Origin of the sequence: Klebsiella sp. LY (genome assembly GCF_004010915.1) — a bacterium.
Lineage (GTDB): Bacteria > Pseudomonadota > Gammaproteobacteria > Enterobacterales > Enterobacteriaceae > Klebsiella > Klebsiella quasipneumoniae.
Genome location: NZ_CP022444.1, coordinates 1028435 through 1045820, shown reverse-complemented (window position 1 = coordinate 1045820; position 17386 = coordinate 1028435). Strand labels below are relative to the sequence as shown.

15 protein-coding genes are annotated in these 17386 nt (G+C 57.0%); 13 read left to right on the top strand and 2 right to left on the bottom strand.

The features are described from left to right. Positions 1-209: 209 nt before the first annotated feature. From yfbV to CE636_RS07800, 4 genes are all read left to right on the top strand, one after another. Positions 210-665: a terminus macrodomain insulation protein YfbV gene (gene yfbV / locus CE636_RS07815; RefSeq protein WP_002913194.1), complete on the top strand. Its 456-nt coding sequence runs from the start codon at positions 210-212 to the stop codon at positions 663-665. A gap of 87 nt (positions 666-752) precedes the next feature. Beyond that, a complete protein-coding gene (locus CE636_RS07810) occupies positions 753-1247 on the top strand; it encodes a YfbU family protein (RefSeq protein ID WP_004201754.1) in 495 nt (164 codons plus the stop codon). Positions 1248-1258: 11 nt separating this feature from the next. After that, positions 1259-1918 (top strand): sugar phosphatase, encoded by a 660-nt coding sequence (locus CE636_RS07805; RefSeq protein WP_004201751.1) that lies wholly within the window; start codon positions 1259-1261, stop codon positions 1916-1918. Positions 1919-1994: 76 nt separating this feature from the next. Then, complete coding sequence (locus tag CE636_RS07800; RefSeq protein WP_004201750.1) at positions 1995-3827, top strand: SLC13 family permease; 1833 nt, start codon at positions 1995-1997, stop codon at positions 3825-3827. A gap of 45 nt (positions 3828-3872) precedes the next feature. On the opposite strand, the gene yfbR is transcribed toward CE636_RS07800, so the two are convergent. After that, on the bottom strand, positions 3873-4472 hold the full coding sequence (gene yfbR / locus CE636_RS07795) for a 5'-deoxynucleotidase (protein ID WP_004201749.1): 600 nt from the start codon (positions 4470-4472) through the stop codon (positions 3873-3875). An 81-nt stretch (positions 4473-4553) separates the two neighbouring features. After that, the gene (gene alaA / locus CE636_RS07790; protein ID WP_004201748.1) at positions 4554-5771 is read right to left on the bottom strand and encodes an alanine transaminase AlaA; all 1218 of its coding nucleotides are present in this window, start codon (positions 5769-5771) and stop codon (positions 4554-4556) included. Positions 5772-6646: 875 nt separating this feature from the next. On the opposite strand from alaA, the gene CE636_RS07785 reads away from it, so the two are divergent. From CE636_RS07785 to nuoI, 9 genes are all read left to right on the top strand, one after another. Beyond that, positions 6647-7573, top strand: coding sequence for a LysR family transcriptional regulator (locus tag CE636_RS07785; RefSeq protein ID WP_004201747.1), 927 nt, complete (start codon positions 6647-6649; stop codon positions 7571-7573). A gap of 650 nt (positions 7574-8223) precedes the next feature. Next, positions 8224-8670: an NADH-quinone oxidoreductase subunit NuoA gene (gene nuoA / locus CE636_RS07770; RefSeq protein ID WP_002913181.1), complete on the top strand. Its 447-nt coding sequence runs from the start codon at positions 8224-8226 to the stop codon at positions 8668-8670. Positions 8671-8685: 15 nt separating this feature from the next. Next, entirely contained in the window at positions 8686-9360 is a 675-nt protein-coding gene (gene nuoB / locus CE636_RS07765) for an NADH-quinone oxidoreductase subunit NuoB (protein ID WP_002913178.1), read from the top strand. An 87-nt stretch (positions 9361-9447) separates the two neighbouring features. Further along, entirely contained in the window at positions 9448-11256 is a 1809-nt protein-coding gene (gene nuoC / locus CE636_RS07760; RefSeq protein ID WP_004201746.1) for an NADH-quinone oxidoreductase subunit C/D, read from the top strand. Positions 11257-11258: 2 nt separating this feature from the next. Beyond that, the gene (nuoE, locus tag CE636_RS07755; RefSeq protein ID WP_002913160.1) at positions 11259-11759 is read left to right on the top strand and encodes an NADH-quinone oxidoreductase subunit NuoE; all 501 of its coding nucleotides are present in this window, start codon (positions 11259-11261) and stop codon (positions 11757-11759) included. Further along, positions 11756-13093, top strand: coding sequence for an NADH-quinone oxidoreductase subunit NuoF (gene nuoF / locus CE636_RS07750; protein WP_002913158.1), 1338 nt, complete (start codon positions 11756-11758; stop codon positions 13091-13093). The genes nuoE and nuoF overlap by 4 nt, the downstream gene beginning before the upstream one ends. Positions 13094-13126: 33 nt before the next feature. Further along, the gene (nuoG, locus tag CE636_RS07745; protein ID WP_017899275.1) at positions 13127-15853 is read left to right on the top strand and encodes an NADH-quinone oxidoreductase subunit NuoG; all 2727 of its coding nucleotides are present in this window, start codon (positions 13127-13129) and stop codon (positions 15851-15853) included. After that, positions 15850-16827, top strand: a complete 978-nt coding sequence (gene nuoH / locus CE636_RS07740) for an NADH-quinone oxidoreductase subunit NuoH (protein ID WP_002913156.1) — start codon at positions 15850-15852, stop codon at positions 16825-16827. The genes nuoG and nuoH overlap by 4 nt, the downstream gene beginning before the upstream one ends. 14 nt (positions 16828-16841) lie before the next feature. Further along, a complete protein-coding gene (gene nuoI, locus CE636_RS07735; RefSeq protein ID WP_002913152.1) occupies positions 16842-17384 on the top strand; it encodes an NADH-quinone oxidoreductase subunit NuoI in 543 nt (180 codons plus the stop codon). Positions 17385-17386 lie beyond the last annotated feature (2 nt).

The window sequence follows — 17386 nt, the reverse complement described above, 5'->3', positions numbered from 1 at the left end:
TTGATTTTATGCCATTTTGCATAATTTTCAGCCAATGGCAGAATATGCGATAATTTGACTAGCCTGGCAAAAGAGTCTATCCGCCCTTTCAGGCGGGCACAGGATACCTGATTGCGGCATCCTTTGCCAAAATCTTTTGAACGATGTCATGCATAGTTGGTGTTTTGCACGAATTTTTTAAGTTTTATATGTAAAGTTGAGGTAAAGCCATGTCGACCCCTGAGAAACGCCCCGTTAGCTTCTTTAGCTTGTTCAACCGCGGGCAGCACTACGCGAAGACCTGGCCTCTCGACAAGCGCCTCGCGCCGGTATTTATTGAAAACCGCATCATTCGTGCCACCCGCTACGCCATCCGCATCATGCCGCCGATCGCCATTTTCACCCTCTGCTGGCAGATAGCGCTGGGCGGCCAGCTGGGGCCCGCCGTGGCCACTGCGCTGTTTGCACTGAGCCTGCCGATGCAGGGGTTATGGTGGTTGGGTAAACGTTCAGTGACGCCGCTGCCGCCTTCCATTCTTAACTGGTTCTACGAAGTACGCGGCAAACTGCAGGAGGCGGGGCAGGCGCTGGCGCCTGTCGAAGGCAAGCCCGATTATCAGGCGTTGGCTGACACGCTTAAGCGCGCCTTCAAACAACTCGATAAAACTTTCCTTGATGATTTGTAATTCACTACGGAAAACGCATATAAAAGAAGGCGCATGATTTATGCGCCTTCTTTATTTCACGCCCTACCGTGCTACAGGAGTCACAACATGGAAATGACCAATGCGCAGCGTCTGATTTTATCCAATCAGTACAAGATGATGACGATGCTCGACCCGGACAATGCGGAGCGCTACCGTCGTCTGCAAACCATCATTGAGCGTGGGTATGGGCTGCAGATGCGTGAACTGGACCGCGAGTTCGGCCAGCTGACGGAAGAAACCTGCCGTACCGTAATCGACATCATGGAGATGTACCACGCGCTACACGTCTCCTGGACCAACCTGAAAGATGCGGCGGGTATCGACGAGCGTCGGGTCACCTTCCTCGGATTTGATGCCGCCACCGAAGCGCGTTTTCTCGGCTACGTGCGCTTTATGGTCAACGTTGAAGGCCGTTACAGCCACTTTGACGCCGGCACCCATGGCTTTAACTCGCAGACCCCGATGTGGGAGAAATATCAGCGGATGCTGAGCGTCTGGCACGCCTGCCCACGCCAGTATCATCTGAGCAGTAACGAAATTAACCAAATCATCAATGCCTGAGGGAGGTGCCCGTGCAGTGTAAAGGTTTCCTGTTCGATTTAGACGGGACGCTGGTGGATTCCTTGCCGGTGGTGGAGCGTTCATGGTGCAAATGGGGGGATCGTTTCGCCATTGACCATGATGAAATTCTCAGTTTTATTCACGGCAAGCAGGCCATTACCTCCATTCGCCATTTTATGCCGGGTCGCAGCGAGGAGGATATCCAGGCCGAATTCCGTTATCTCGAGCAGATGGAAGCCACTGATATCGAAGGCATCGTCGCTCTACCGGGGGCGTTAGCCCTGCTGAATACGCTCAATGAGGCCGGGATCCCGTGGGCGATTGTCACCTCCGGCTCGATTCCGGTTGCCCATGCGCGTCACCGCGCGGCGGGCCTGCCGATGCCGGAGGTGTTTGTCACCGCTGAGCAGGTGAAGCATGGCAAGCCGGCGCCGGACGCCTATCTGCTGGGCGCCGAGCGGCTGGGTCTGCCTGCCGGGGAGTGCGCGGTGGTGGAAGACGCGCCGGCGGGGCTCCTCTCCGGACTGGCGGCCGGCTGTCGCACTATCGCGGTCAACGTGCCCGCCGATGCCCCCCGTCGGGATGAAGCCGACCTCGTGCTGAGCAGCCTGGAAGATCTGGTGGTTGAACGCCAGACTGACGGCGTGGTAAATGTGCGTCTTAAAGCGTAAACCCATGATTTCGCCCCGCGTCGTCGGGGCTTTTTTATGCCACTATGTCGACTCCCACTTGTGACAAGGAAACGTTGTGAACGGTGAATTGATTTGGGTTTTATCCCTCCTGGCCATCGCGGTTGTGCTGTTTGCTACCGGTAAGGTGCGCATGGATGCTATCGCCCTGATGGTCATTGTCGCCTTTGTCCTCAGCGGCACGCTGACGCTGACTGAAGCTTTTTCCGGGTTCAGCGATCCTAACGTGATCCTGATTGCCGCCCTGTTTATTATCGGCGACGGCCTGGTGCGTACCGGGGTGGCCACCAAGATGGGCGCCTGGCTGGTGAGCGTGGCAGGCAACAGCGAAACCAAAATGCTGATCTACCTGATGCTCACCGTCGCCGGGTTGGGCGCGTTTATGAGCTCCACCGGCGTGGTCGCCATTTTCATTCCGGTGGTCCTTAGCGTCTCGGCGCGGATGAATACCTCACCCTCGCGGCTGATGATGCCGCTGAGCTTCGCCGGGCTTATCAGCGGGATGATGACCCTGGTGGCGACACCGCCCAACCTGGTGGTCAACAGTGAACTGCTGCGCGAAGGACTGCACGGCTTCAGTTTTTTCAGCGTCACGCCGATTGGCCTGGTGGTGCTGATCCTGGGCATCGTCTATATGCTGGCGGTGCGCTTTATGCTGAAGACGGATAATGGCGATTCCGCGCGCGATGGGCGAAAAAGAAGTACCTTTCGCGATTTGATCCGCGAATATCACCTCACCGGCCGCGCTCGCCGGCTGGCGATCCGACCCGGTTCGCCGATGATCGGTCAGCGGCTGGATGATTTAAAGCTGCGTGAGCGCTACTGTGCCAACGTCATCGGCGTTGAGCGCTGGCGGCGGTTCCGCCGGGTGATTGTTAACGTCAATGGGGTCTCGGAATTTCGCGCCCGCGACGTCCTGCTGATCGATATGTCTGCCTCCGATGTCGACTTGCGCCAGTTCTGCGGCGAGCAAATGCTCGAGCCGATGGTGCTGCGCGGGGAGTATTTTGCCGATCAGGCGCTGGATGTGGGGATGGCGGAGGTGGCGCTGATCCCGGATTCAGAGATGATAGGCAAAACGGTGCGTGAGATAGCCTTCCGCACCCGGTTTGGTCTCAATATCGTCGGCATGAAGCGCGATGGCAAAGCGATGGATGGTTCCGTGGTCGATGAGCCTCTGCAGCTCGGCGATATTCTGCTGGTGGTCGGCAACTGGCGGCAAATTGCCCTGCTGGCGAAGCGCGGCCGGGATTTCGTGGTGCTCAATATGCCGGTTGAGGTCGATGACGCTTCGCCGGCCCACAGCCAGGCTCCGCACGCGATTTTCTGTCTGGTGCTGATGGTGGCCCTGATGCTGACGGATGAAATCCCCAACCCCATCGCCGCGATCATCGCCTGTCTGCTGATGGGCAAATTCCGCTGTATCAACGCCGAAAGCGCCTACAAGGCGATCCACTGGCCGAGCATCATTCTGATTGTCGGGATGATGCCGTTCGCCCTGGCGTTGCAGAAAACCGGTGGGGTGGATCTGGTGGTTAAGGGACTAATGGACGTCGCCGGAGGCGAGGGGCCTTATCTGATGCTCGGCTGCCTGTTTGTGATGTGCGCGGCGATAGGCCTGTTTATCTCTAACACGGCCACCGCGGTGCTGATGGCGCCTATTGCCCTGGCGGCGGCGAAGTCGATGGGTGTGTCGCCTTATCCCTTTGCCATGGTGGTGGCGATGGCGGCTTCGGCGGCGTTTATGACCCCGGTCTCTTCGCCGGTTAATACTCTGGTGCTTGGCCCGGGTAAGTACTCATTTAGCGATTTTGTCAAAATCGGCGTGCCCTTTACCGTGCTGGTGATGGTGGTCTGCGTTCTGCTGATCCCGGTGCTCTTCCCGTTTTAAGATATGCAGGCCGGGTAGGGGGCGACCGCTGCCCGGCCTGAAAAATTACAGCGGCGAATCCTGGCTGATTTCATCCAGCGACAGCTGGAAGCTCGGGACAAACACCTGCATAAAGTAATCCATCTCCGCGCTGCGCCGCGACGCCAGCGTTTTTTCCAGACGGCCTTTGGCCAGCAGAAATTCGTTGTTGCCCGCCGACAGCTCTTCGAGGCATTTCAGGTAGGCGCAGAGAGCGTCAGCCTGTTTGACGATCGACTGCTCTTCCTCACTGTAATGATGCTCGTCAATCAGCGGTTCGAAAATATCGCGCAGCTCGTCGGGCACCATATCCACCAGCTTCTGCTGGGCGATTTTCTCAATCGCCTTATATTCCTGAGCAATCTGTGAATTAAAATATTTCACCGGGGTAGGGAGATCACCGGTTAAAACCTCGGAGGCGTCGTGGTACATCGCCAGCAGGGCGATACGCTCTGGGTTGACCTGGCCGCCAAATTTGCGGTTTTTAATCGCCGCCAGCGCGTGGGCGACCATCGCCACCTGCAGGCTGTGCTCGGAGACATTTTCGGTGCGCACGTTGCGCATCAGCGGCCAGCGGTTAATCAGTTTCAGACGGGAGAGGTGGGCAAAGAAATGACTCTGACTCATAGGAACCCTTAATCAGTGACAACATCGGGTTCCATTGTGCGCAGGGATCGCCGCCGGATGCAAATGCCGGCGGCAGCACGACTAAAGCTGATGGTAGCCGGAGAGGAAGCGGCCAAAGCGGGAGATCGCCATCTCCAGGTCGTCTTCGCGAGGCAGGGTCACAATACGCACGTGATCCGGCCACGGCCAGTTAAAGGCAGTACCCTGCACCAGCAGCACTTTCTCCTGCAGCAGGAAATCGAGCACCATTTTCTGGTCGTCGTGAATATTGAAGCGTTTGGCGTCAATTTTCGGGAACATGTACAGCGCGCCTTTTGGCTTCATGCAGGAGACGCCCGGAATATCGTTGATCAGCTCCCAGGCGCGGTTGCGTTGTTCATACAGACGCCCGCCGGGAATGATGAATTCGCTGATACTCTGGTAGCCGCCCAGCGCGGTCTGGATAGCATGCTGGGCCGGCACGTTGGCGCACAGACGCATTGAGGCCAGCATTTCCAGTCCTTCGATATAGCCTTTCGCGTGTTTTTTCGGGCCATTCAGCACCATCCAGCCCTGACGGAAGCCGGCGACGCGGTAAGTTTTCGACAGTCCGTTGAAGGTCACCGTCAGCAGATCCGGCGCCAGAGCGGCAATCGAGTGATGCTGGGCTTCGTCGTAGAGGATCTTGTCGTAGATCTCATCGGCGAAAATAATCAGGTTGTGCTGGCGGGCGATCTCCACGATCTCCTGCAGCAGCTCTTTGGAGTAGACCGCGCCGGTGGGGTTGTTGGGGTTGATGATCACGATCCCGCGGGTGCGAGGCGTGATTTTGGCGCGGATATCGTCAAGATCCGGAAACCAGTCAGAGGATTCGTCACACAGATAGTGCACCGCTTTACCACTGGAAAGAGACACCGCCGCCGTCCACAGCGGGTAGTCCGGAGCGGGAACCAGCATCTCATCGCCACTGTTTAACAGCGCCTGCATCGCCTGCACAATCAGCTCGGACACGCCGTTGCCGATGTAAATATCTTCCACGGTGACATCGCGCATTCCCCGCGCCTGGTAATGCTGCATGATAGCTTTACGCGCCGAGTACAATCCTTTCGAATCGCAGTATCCCTGGGCGGTAGGCAGATTGCGGATGACGTCGACGAGGATCTCGTCAGGGGCCTCGAAGCCGAAGGGTGCCGGGTTGCCGATGTTCAGTTTCAGAACCTTATTGCCTTCTTCTTCAAGACGTTTCGCTTCTTTCAGAACCGGTCCGCGGATGTCATAACAGACGTTCTCTAACTTGCTGGATTTTTCGATGGGGGACATGAATCTTGACCTTTTAGCTGTTATCGCCACTCCCTGCCGTGGAAGTCAGCACGGAACAATGTACTCCGCCTCCCCGCTGTTTTGAAGGCTTTGCAGGAGAAGATTTTGCTAATGCAGGATTTTAAGCGTAATTGATTTATCTGTTGGTTGCTGGTTTTTCCTATTGTTTATGCCTTTTCATGGCATTTTTTCGGTCGTCTATGTTGATGTAGTGCCTTTTTTACCATCATTTATCTGGTTTGTTGGTTAGGTAAACGGGGCGCTGGAGAATGGGGGGCGGCTAGAAAACGCTATTCTTAATCTCATAGCGGTTGATTTGTAATTTTGATGTTAAATAATTTTAATAAAAAACTGCGCGTAAGCGCATTATTATTATTTTTGACAGGTAATAATCTGAGGTTTGTTAATTTATATAAAATGTTGAAAAAAATTTAAAATTATCTCAGTTAATCCTTATTAAGGCTTATAAAAAGGATGGGAATCGGTTAGAATATCGCCGTTAATATCAGTGGTAGTCGGCATGAATTATGGCTGAATTGATATTTAATATATTGTTATTACAGGATTTTATTGTTCGTTGTTCGCCAAAAAGAAGTCCGGCGAAAGAGAGGCTTTCTCACCACTACTGCGCGATTTTCCGGGGCGACGTAAGACGCCTGGCTGGCCGTGGTAATAAATAATAATGAGAAATACGAACAATATATTACTCCGGTGTTCTGCGCATTTGCTCAGACGAGTACTTTGGCATGTAATAACGTTCGTCCAGTTGTTTATCCGCCATCAGACGGTGAGCACGAGGCTCAGGGAATAGCCGGAAACCTGGCGTAAAGCATCAACAAGGCAGGTCAGCGTTAGCCACCTGTAAGTGAAGAAAGATGATTAATACAACACGTCCGATACTCAACCTCGATCTCGATCTGCTGCGCACCTTTGTAGCAGTCGCTGATTTGAACACCTTCGCCGCCGCCGCCGCCGCAGTGTGTCGTACCCAGTCCGCGGTCAGCCAGCAAATGCAACGCCTGGAGCAACTGGTTGGCAAGGAGCTTTTCGCTCGTCACGGACGCAATAAACTGCTGACCGAGCAGGGCATCCAGCTGCTGGGCTATGCCCGCAAAATCCTGCGCTTTAACGATGAAGCCTGCATGTCGCTGATGTATGGCAGCCTGCAGGGGGGACTGACCATCGGCGCGTCGGAAGAAACCGCTGATACTATCCTGCCGTTTCTGTTAAACCGCATCGGCTGCTTCTATCCCAGAATGACGCTGGAGATTAAAGTCCATCCCCATGCCGTCATCATGGCGATGCTGAGCGCGGGAGAGGTCGATCTGGCATTAACCACCCATCAGCTTCCCGGTTTTACCGCTTTCACGCTGAGAACGTCGCCTACCCTCTGGTACTGTGCAGCGGACTACGTGCTGGCGAAAGGGGAATCGATCCCCCTCATCTTGCTCGAAGAGCCTGGCCCGTTCCGTGAGGACATCATCGCCGCGCTGGAGGCTGCCCGCGTCTCCTGGCATCTGGCCCACGGCGCCTCGTCGCTCTCCGGGGTGAAAGCGGCGGTGAAAGCCGGGCTGGGGGTCACCGCGCGTCCGGTCGAAATGATGAGCCCGGATTTGCGCGTGGCCGGTATCAGCGATGGCCTGCCGGTCCTGCCGGATACCCGGTACGTCGTTAGCTGCAATCCGCAGACGGTGGGCGAACTACCGCAGGCGATTTTTCAATCACTGAGCCAGGAGAGCGATCCCTGGCGCGCCGGGCCGGCACTTACTCCGGAAGAGGGAGGAAGCACCTTTATTTTGTGAGGTTATTTTGCTAACAAAGATCACAAAAACTGGTAACAGAATGTAAGTGCCCAAAAAGAGCCTCAAGGGTGGGTTTCCCGTCTGGTGGCTCTTTTTTTTGCACTATTATTGATGTTTTGAATCTTTTTTTTATTTCTTTGCAAGAAAATCAGCATATTGGCGTGACATGGCGCTCACCTTGCCGACTTTTCCCAGCACTTTCAACACTTCCTGCTAATGTTAAAAAACCGGATGGATTGTTGCCGATTTCCTGGGGTAATTAACAAAACCGTGTCGCAGATCAAGAAAATACCCCTCTTTGGGGGGAGGAATCGAGGCTAAATCCTGTCAAAATAGCAGGGATTTTTGATTTACGACGGAAACGGACACGATTCAACAACACTAAAACCGAACAGTATGCAAGGTTATTTCGCATAAAAGGGCATTTAATGTTAATGAAAAGATTCCAATGTAAATTAATGTTATGAAAACTTTTGTTAAAGTTGACAAAAGGTTAAAGAAAGGGGTAAAAAGCCACGGCATCTGGGCTTCTCACATCTTCCAGGGACGCTTTTTTGCACGGTTATTTTTTATTCCTCCCGTGAAACGCTGTGGCGTTCATCTGCCAGTAAGAGCAGAGGGTTTTGGCGCTACACTTTTTTGGTTAAGCAATGCGTATGTCAACATCCACTGAAGTCATCGCTCATCACTGGGCATTCGCTATATTTCTCATCATCGCTATCGGCCTGTGCTGCCTGATGCTCGTCGGCGGCTGGTACCTTGGCGGTCGCGCGCGCGCGCGTAGCAAAAACACGCCGTTTGAATCGGGGATCGACTCCGTTGGTTCGGCCCGCTTACGTCTTTCTGCGAAGTTTTATCTGGTTGCCATGTTCTTCGTTATCTTCGACGTGGAAGCCCTGTATCTCTACGCATGGTCGACCTCTATCCGCGAGAGCGGTTGGGTCGGCTTTGTGGAAGCCGCAATTTTCATTTTAGTGCTACTGGCTGGTCTGGTTTATCTCGTTCGCATCGGCGCACTGGACTGGACGCCTGCGCGTTCCCGTCGCACGCTGGTTAACCCGGAAACAGACAGTCCCACTAACCGTCATATGCAGTAAAAGCGAGGCAATAAGATGGATTATACGCTCACCCGCATAGATCCTAACGGTGAGAACGACCGTTACCCCCTGCAGAAACAGGAGATCGTTACCGACCCCCTGGAGCAGGAAGTCAACAAAAGCGTGTATATGGGGAAACTCGAACACGCGCTGCATGACATGGTGAACTGGGGCCGTAAGAACTCAATTTGGCCGTATAACTTCGGCCTTTCTTGCTGTTATGTGGAAATGGTGACGTCATTCACTGCGGTGCATGACGTTGCGCGCTTTGGGGCCGAAGTTCTGCGCGCCTCTCCGCGTCAGGCGGACCTGATGGTGGTCGCCGGAACCTGCTTCACCAAAATGGCGCCGGTGATTCAGCGTCTCTATGATCAGATGCTGGAGCCGAAGTGGGTGATTTCCATGGGCGCCTGCGCGAACTCCGGCGGCATGTACGACATCTATTCCGTCGTCCAGGGCGTGGATAAATTCATCCCGGTCGATGTGTACATCCCGGGCTGCCCGCCGCGTCCGGAGGCCTATATGCAGGCGCTGATGCTGCTGCAGGAGTCCATTGGTAAAGAACGTCGTCCGCTCTCATGGGTGGTTGGCGATCAGGGCGTCTATCGCGCCAATATGCAGTCGGAACGCGAGCGTAAACGCGGCGAACGTATTGCAGTGACCAATCTGCGGACGCCGGACGAGATTTAATTTGCGCCTGCGGGCGGGAGAAACACTTCGCAAATCAATCTACAACAGCGCGAAGTCTCGCCCGGCAGTCACCACGGACCTTTTGCAATGGTGAACAATATGACCGATTTAACCGCGCATGACGCCGCACCAGCCTGGCAAACCCGCGATCACCTTGATGACCCGGTGATCGGCGAACTGCGCAACCGCTTTGGGCCGGATGCCTTTACCGTTCAGCCAACCCGCACCGGCGTACCGGTGGTATGGGTCAAGCGCGAGCAGCTGCTTGAGGTGGGTGATTTCCTGAAGAAATTGCCGAAGCCTTACGTGATGCTGTTTGACCTGCACGGTATGGACGAACGTCTGCGCACGCACCGCGATGGCCTGCCCGCCGCGGATTTTTCCGTTTTCTATCACCTGATTTCCATCGACCGCAACCGCGACATCATGCTCAAGGTGGCGCTGTCTGAAAACGATCTGCATCTGCCAACCTTCACCAAACTGTTCCCCAACGCCAACTGGTATGAACGTGAAACCTGGGAAATGTTTGGTATTACCTTCGATGGCCACCCAAATCTGCGTCGCATCATGATGCCGCCGACCTGGGAAGGCCACCCGCTGCGTAAAGACTACCCGGCGCGCGCCACCGAATTCGATCCGTTTGAGCTGACCAAAGCCAAACAGGATCTGGAGATGGAAGCGCTGACTTTCAAACCGGAAGAGTGGGGCATGAAACGCGGCACCGACAACGAGGACTTCATGTTCCTCAACCTCGGTCCGAACCACCCGTCCGCGCACGGTGCCTTCCGCATTATTCTGCAGCTGGATGGCGAAGAGATCGTCGACTGCGTGCCGGATATCGGTTACCACCACCGCGGCGCCGAGAAGATGGGCGAGCGCCAGTCCTGGCACAGCTACATCCCGTACACCGACCGTATCGAATACCTTGGCGGCTGCGTCAACGAGATGCCGTACGTGCTGGCCGTAGAAAAACTGGCCGGGATCACCGTGCCGGATCGCGTCAACGTGATCCGCGTGATGCTCTCCGAACTGTTCCGCATCAACAGCCACCTGCTGTATATCTCAACCTTTATTCAGGACGTCGGCGCGATGACGCCGGTCTTCTTCGCCTTTACCGATCGGCAGAAAATCTACGATCTGGTGGAAGCGATCACCGGTTTCCGTATGCACCCGGCGTGGTTCCGCATCGGCGGCGTCGCGCACGATCTGCCGCGCGGCTGGGATCGTCTGCTGCGTGAGTTCCTCGAGTGGATGCCGAAGCGTCTGGACTCCTATGAAAAAGCCGCCCTGCGCAACACCATTCTGAAGGGCCGTTCCGTCGGCGTGGCAGCCTATACCGCTAAAGAGGCGCTGGAGTGGGGCACCACCGGCGCAGGCCTGCGCGCCACCGGTATCGGCTTCGACGTGCGTAAATGGCGTCCTTATTCTGGCTACGAAAATTTCGACTTCGAAGTCCCGACCGGTGGCGGCGTTTCTGACTGCTACACCCGCGTGATGCTGAAAGTCGAAGAGCTGCGCCAGAGCCTGCGCATTCTTCAGCAGTGCCTCGACAATATGCCGGAAGGGCCGTTCAAAGCGGATCACCCGCTGACCACGCCGCCGCCGAAAGAGCGCACGCTGCAGCATATCGAAACCCTGATCACCCACTTCCTGCAGGTATCGTGGGGCCCGGTCATGCCGGCCAACGAATCCTTCCAGATGATTGAGGCGACCAAGGGGATTAACAGTTACTACCTGACCAGCGACGGCAGCACCATGAGCTACCGTACCCGCGTCCGCACGCCGAGCTTTGCGCACCTGCAGCAGATCCCGTCGGCGATCCGCGGCAGCCTGGTATCCGACCTGATCGTCTATCTGGGTAGTATCGATTTTGTTATGTCAGACGTGGACCGCTAATTATGCACGAGAATCAACAACCACAAACCGAGGCTTTTGAGCTGAGTGCGGCAGAGCGTGAGGCTATTGAGCACGAGAAGCACCACTACGAAGACCCGCGTGCGGCGTCCATCGAAGCGCTGAAAATCGTTCAGAAACAGCGCGGCTGGGTGCCGGATGGCGCGATCTACGCCATTGCCGATGTGCTGGGCATCCCGGCCAGCGACGTCGAAGGCGTGGCGACGTTCTATAGCCAAATTTTCCGCCAGCCGGTTGGCCGTCACGTGATCCGCTACTGCGACAGCGTGGTGTGTCACATTACCGGCTATCAGGGGATTCAGGCCGCCATCGAGAAGAAGCTGAACATCAAGCCAGGGCAGACCACCTTTGATGGCCGCTTTACCCTGCTGCCGACCTGCTGCCTGGGCAACTGCGACAAGGGACCGACCATGATGATTGATGAGGACACTCACAGCCATCTGACGCCGGAGGCAATTCCTGACCTGCTGGAGCAGTACAAATGAAAACCGTAATTCGTACTGCGGAAACGCATCCGCTCACCTGGCGCCTGCGCGACGACAAGCAGCCGGTCTGGCTGGACGAGTATCGCAGCAAAAATGGCTATGAAGGGGCGCGAAAAGCGCTGACCGGCATGGCGCCGGACGAGATCGTCACGGCGGTAAAAGACGCTGGCCTGAAAGGGCGCGGCGGCGCGGGCTTCTCCACCGGTCTGAAGTGGAGCCTGATGCCGAAAGACGAATCCATGAACATCCGTTACCTGCTGTGTAACGCCGATGAGATGGAGCCGGGCACCTATAAAGACCGCCTGCTGATGGAGCAGCTCCCGCACCTGCTGGTGGAAGGCATGCTGATCTCCGCCTTTGCGCTGAAGGCTTATCGCGGCTACATCTTCCTGCGCGGAGAGTATATCGAAGCGGCCCAGCATCTGCGCCGCGCGATTGCCGAAGCCACCGAGGCGGGCCTGCTGGGGAAAAATATCCTCGGCACTGGTTTTGACTTCGAGCTGTTTGTCCACACCGGGGCAGGACGCTATATCTGCGGCGAAGAGACGGCGCTGATCAACTCCCTGGAAGGCCGCCGCGCTAACCCGCGCTCCAAGCCGCCGTTCCCGGCGAGCTCCGGCGTGTGGGGTAAGCCGACCTGCGTCAACAACGTGGAAACCCTGTGCAACGTGCCGGCGATTCTGGCTAACGGCGTCGAGTGGTACCAGAACATCTCCACCAGTAAAGATGCCGGCACCAAGCTGATGGGCTTCTCCGGCCGCGTGAAGAACCCGGGCGTCTGGGAGCTGCCGTTCGGCACCACGGCCCGCGAGATCCTTGAAGATTACGCCGGCGGTATGCGCGATGGCCTGAAGTTTAAAGCCTGGCAGCCGGGTGGGGCAGGGACCGACTTCCTCACCGAAGCGCACCTCGATCTGCCGATGGAGTTCGAAAGCATTGGTAAAGCGGGCAGCCGTCTGGGCACCTCGCTGGCGATGGCCGTTGACCACGAGATCAACATGGTCTCGCTGGTGCGCAACCTCGAAGAGTTCTTTGCCCGCGAGTCCTGTGGCTGGTGTACGCCGTGCCGCGATGGTCTGCCGTGGAGCGTGAAGATCCTGCGCGCCCTGGAGCGCGGCGAAGGTCAGCCTGGCGATATCGAAACGCTTGAGCAACTGTGTCGATTCCTGGGCCCAGGGAAAACCTTCTGCGCGCACGCGCCGGGCGCGGTTGAGCCGCTGCAGAGCGCGATTAAATATTTCCGCGAAGAATTCGAGGCTGGCATTAAGCAGCAGTTCAGCAATACCCATGCAATCAACGGGATTCAGCCGAACCTGCTTAAGACGCGCTGGTAATCTAAAGGTTTTTTTATTTTTGGAAGCACGCTAATGGCTACGATTCATGTAGACGGCAAAGAATACGAGGTCAACGGAGCGGACAACCTGCTGGAGGCTTGTCTCTCTCTTGGGCTTGATATTCCCTACTTTTGCTGGCATCCGGCGCTAGGGAGCGTCGGTGCTTGCCGCCAGTGTGCGGTGAAGCAATATCAGAACGCGGAAGACACGCGTGGTCGCCTGGTGATGTCCTGTATGACTCCGGCATCCGACGGCACCTTTATTTCTATCGACGACGGCGAAGCGAAGCAGTTCCGCGAAAGCGTGGTGGAGTGGCTGATGACCAACCACCCGCACGACTGCCCGGTCTGCGAAGAGGGCGGCAACTGCCACCTGCAGGATATGACGGTGATGACCGGCCATAGCTTCCGCCGCTATCGTTTTACCAAGCGTACCCACCGCAACCAGGATCTGGGGCCGTTTATTTCTCACGAAATGAACCGCTGCATCGCCTGCTACCGCTGCGTGCGCTACTACAAAGATTATGCCGACGGCACCGATCTGGGCGTCTATGGCGCCCACGACAACGTCTACTTCGGCCGCCCGGAAGATGGCACCCTGGAAAGCGAATTCTCCGGCAACCTGGTGGAAGTCTGCCCGACCGGCGTCTTCACTGATAAAACGCACTCTGAGCGTTATAACCGTAAGTGGGACATGCAGTTTGCGCCGAGCATCTGCCAGCAGTGTTCCATTGGCTGCAACATCAGCCCGGGCGAACGCTATGGCGAGCTGCGTCGTATCGAAAACCGCTATAACGGTACCGTTAACCGCTACTTCCTCTGCGACCGCGGTCGTTTCGGCTATGGCTACGTAAACCTCAAAGATCGTCCGCGTCAGCCGGTTCAGCGCCGCGGCGACGATCTGATCGCGCTCAACGCCGAACAGGCGATGCAGGGGGCGGCGGATATCCTGCGCCAGTCGAAGAAAGTGATCGGCATCGGCTCCCCGCGCGCCAGCATTGAAAGCAACTTCGCGCTGCGCGAGCTGGTGGGTGCCGACAACTTCTATACCGGCATCGCCAAAGGCGAACAAGCGCGCCTGCAGATGATGCTGAAAGTGCTGCGCGAAGGTGGGATCCACACCCCAAGCCTGCGCGATATCGAATCCTACGACGCGGTACTGGTGCTGGGCGAAGACATTACCCAGACCGGCGCGCGCGTCGCGCTGGCGGTGCGTCAGGCGGTGAAAGGGAAAGCACGCGAAATGGCGGCGGCACAGAAAGTGGCCGACTGGCAGATTGCGGCGATCCTCAACATCGGCCAGCGCGCCAAGCACCCGCTATTCGTCACCAACATCGATGACACCCGCCTGGATGACATCGCCGCGTGGACCTACCGCGCGCCGGTAGAAGATCAGGCGCGTCTCGGCTTCGCCATCGCCCATGCGCTGGACGACAGCGCGCCGGTGGTTGACGGCCTGAGCCGCGAACTGCAGGGTAAAGTCGATGTCATCGTCCAGGCGCTGGCCGGGGCGAAAAAACCACTGATTATTTCCGGGACCAACGCCGGCAGCATGGAGATCATCCAGGCCGCTGCTAACGTGGCGAAAGCCCTGAAAGGCCGTGGCGCCGACGTCGGCGTGACCATGGTTGCCCGCGCGGTGAACAGCGTCGGTCTGGGTATGATCGGCGGCGGCTCGCTTGAGGAGGCGCTCGACGAACTGGAAAGCGGCGCCGCAGACGCAGTTATCGTGCTGGAAAACGACCTTCACCGTCATGCTTCCGCCGCCCGCGTCGACGCAGCGCTCTCCAAAGCGCCGCTGGTGATGGTGGTTGACCATCAGCGCACGGCGATTATGGACAAAGCGCACCTGGTGCTCTCCGCGGCAAGCTTTGCGGAAAGCGACGGTACCGTGGTGAACAACGAAGGCCGCGCCCAGCGTTTCTTCCAGGTCTACGACCCGGCCTACTACGACGCGAAAACCGTGATGCTGGAAAGCTGGCGCTGGCTGCATTCTCTGCACAGCACCGTTAACAACCGTCAGGTTGACTGGACGCAGCTGGACCACGTTATCGATGCCGCGATTGCCGCACTGCCGCAGCTGGCGGGCATAAAAGATGCCGCGCCGGATGCGACCTTCCGCATTCGTGGGCAGAAACTGGCGCGTGAACCGCACCGCTACAGCGGCCGCACGGCGATGCGCGCTAACATCAGCGTCCACGAGCCGCGTCAGCCGCAGGATAAAGACACGATGTTCGCCTTCTCCATGGAAGGGAACAACCAGCCGTCTGCCCCGCGTTCGCAGATCCCGTTCGCCTGGGCGCCGGGCTGGAACTCCCCGCAGGCATGGAACAAGTTCCAGGATGAAGTGGGCGGGAAACTGCGCCATGGCGATCCGGGCGTCCGCCTGTTTGAAGCTTCCGCCAGCGGGCTGGAATACTTCACGGCGGTGCCGGCCAGCTTCCAGGCGGAAGAGGGGAAATGGCGTATCGCACCTTATTATCACCTGTTTGGCAGCGATGAGTTGTCACAGCGCGCGCCGGTGTTCCAGAGCCGGATGCCTGAGCCGTACATCAAGCTGAACCCGGCGGATGCCGCGAAGCTTGGCGTCAACGCCGGGGCGATGCTCTCCTTTAGCGTGGAAGGCCAGACCCTGCGTCTGCCGCTGGTTATCTCTGAAGGTCTGACCGCAGGGCAGGTTGGCTTACCGATGGGCATGCCGGGCATTGCGCCGGTACTGACCGGATCGCGTATTGATTCACTGCAGGAGGCGAAAGCATGAGCTGGTTAACGCCGGATCTTATCGACATTCTGTTAAGCATCCTGAAGGCCGTGGTCATTCTGCTGGTGGTGGTCACCTGCGGCGCGTTCATGAGCTTCGGCGAGCGTCGTCTGCTCGGTCTGTTCCAGAACCGCTACGGGCCAAACCGGGTGGGCTGGGGCGGTTCGCTGCAGCTGGTCGCCGACATGATCAAGATGTTCTTTAAAGAGGACTGGATCCCGCGCTTTTCCGATCGCGTGATCTTTACTCTGGCGCCGGTTATCGCCTTTACCTCGCTGCTGCTGGCCTTCGCTATCGTGCCGGTCAGCCCGACATGGGTGGTGGCTGACCTGAACATCGGGATCCTGTTCTTCCTGATGATGGCAGGCCTGGCGGTTTACGCGGTGCTGTTCGCCGGTTGGTCGAGCAACAACAAATACTCCCTGCTGGGGGCGATGCGTGCTTCCGCGCAGACCCTAAGCTACGAAGTGTTCCTCGGCCTCTCCCTGATGGGCGTGGTGGCGCAGGCGGGGTCATTCAATATGACCGATATCGTCAACAACCAGGCGCATCTGTGGAACGTTATCCCGCAGTTCTTCGGCTTCGTGACGTTCGCCATCGCCGGCGTGGCGGTGTGTCACCGTCACCCGTTCGACCAGCCGGAAGCGGAGCAGGAGCTGGCCGATGGTTACCACATTGAATACTCCGGCATGAAGTTCGGTCTGTTCTTCGTGGGTGAATACATCGGTATCGTCACCGTTTCAGCGCTGATCGTCACGCTGTTCTTCGGCGGCTGGAATGGCCCGTGGTTACCTCCTTTCATCTGGTTCGCGCTGAAAACCGCGTTCTTCATGATGATGTTCATTTTGATCCGCGCATCATTACCGCGTCCGCGCTATGACCAGGTAATGTCCTTTGGCTGGAAGGTATGCCTGCCATTAACGCTGGTCAACTTGTTGGTAACGGCGGCTGTCATTCTCTGGCAGGCGCAATAAGGGGTGAATTGAACATGACCTTAAAAGAATTATTGGTGGGGTTCGGCACCCAGGTCCGGAGTATCTGGATGATTGGCCTGCATGCCTTCGCCAAACGTGAAACCCGGATGTACCCGGAAGAGCCGGTCTATTTGCCGCCGCGTTATCGCGGCCGCATCGTGCTGACGCGCGATCCGGACGGTGCAGAGCGCTGCGTCGCCTGTAACCTGTGTGCGGTAGCTTGCCCGGTGGGCTGTATTTCGCTGCAGAAAGCAGAGACGGTAGACGGCCGCTGGTACCCTGAGTTCTTCCGCATCAACTTCTCACGCTGCATCTTCTGCGGTCTGTGCGAAGAAGCGTGCCCGACCACGGCGATCCAGTTGACCCCTGACTTCGAGCTGGGTGAATACAAACGTCAGGATCTGGTGTACGAAAAAGAGGATCTGCTGATTTCCGGTCCGGGCAAATACCCGGAATATAACTTCTACCGGATGGCGGGTATGGCAATCGACGGCAAAGATAAGGGCGAAGCGGAAAACGAAGCTAAGCCGATCGACGTCAAGAGCCTGTTACCGTAAGG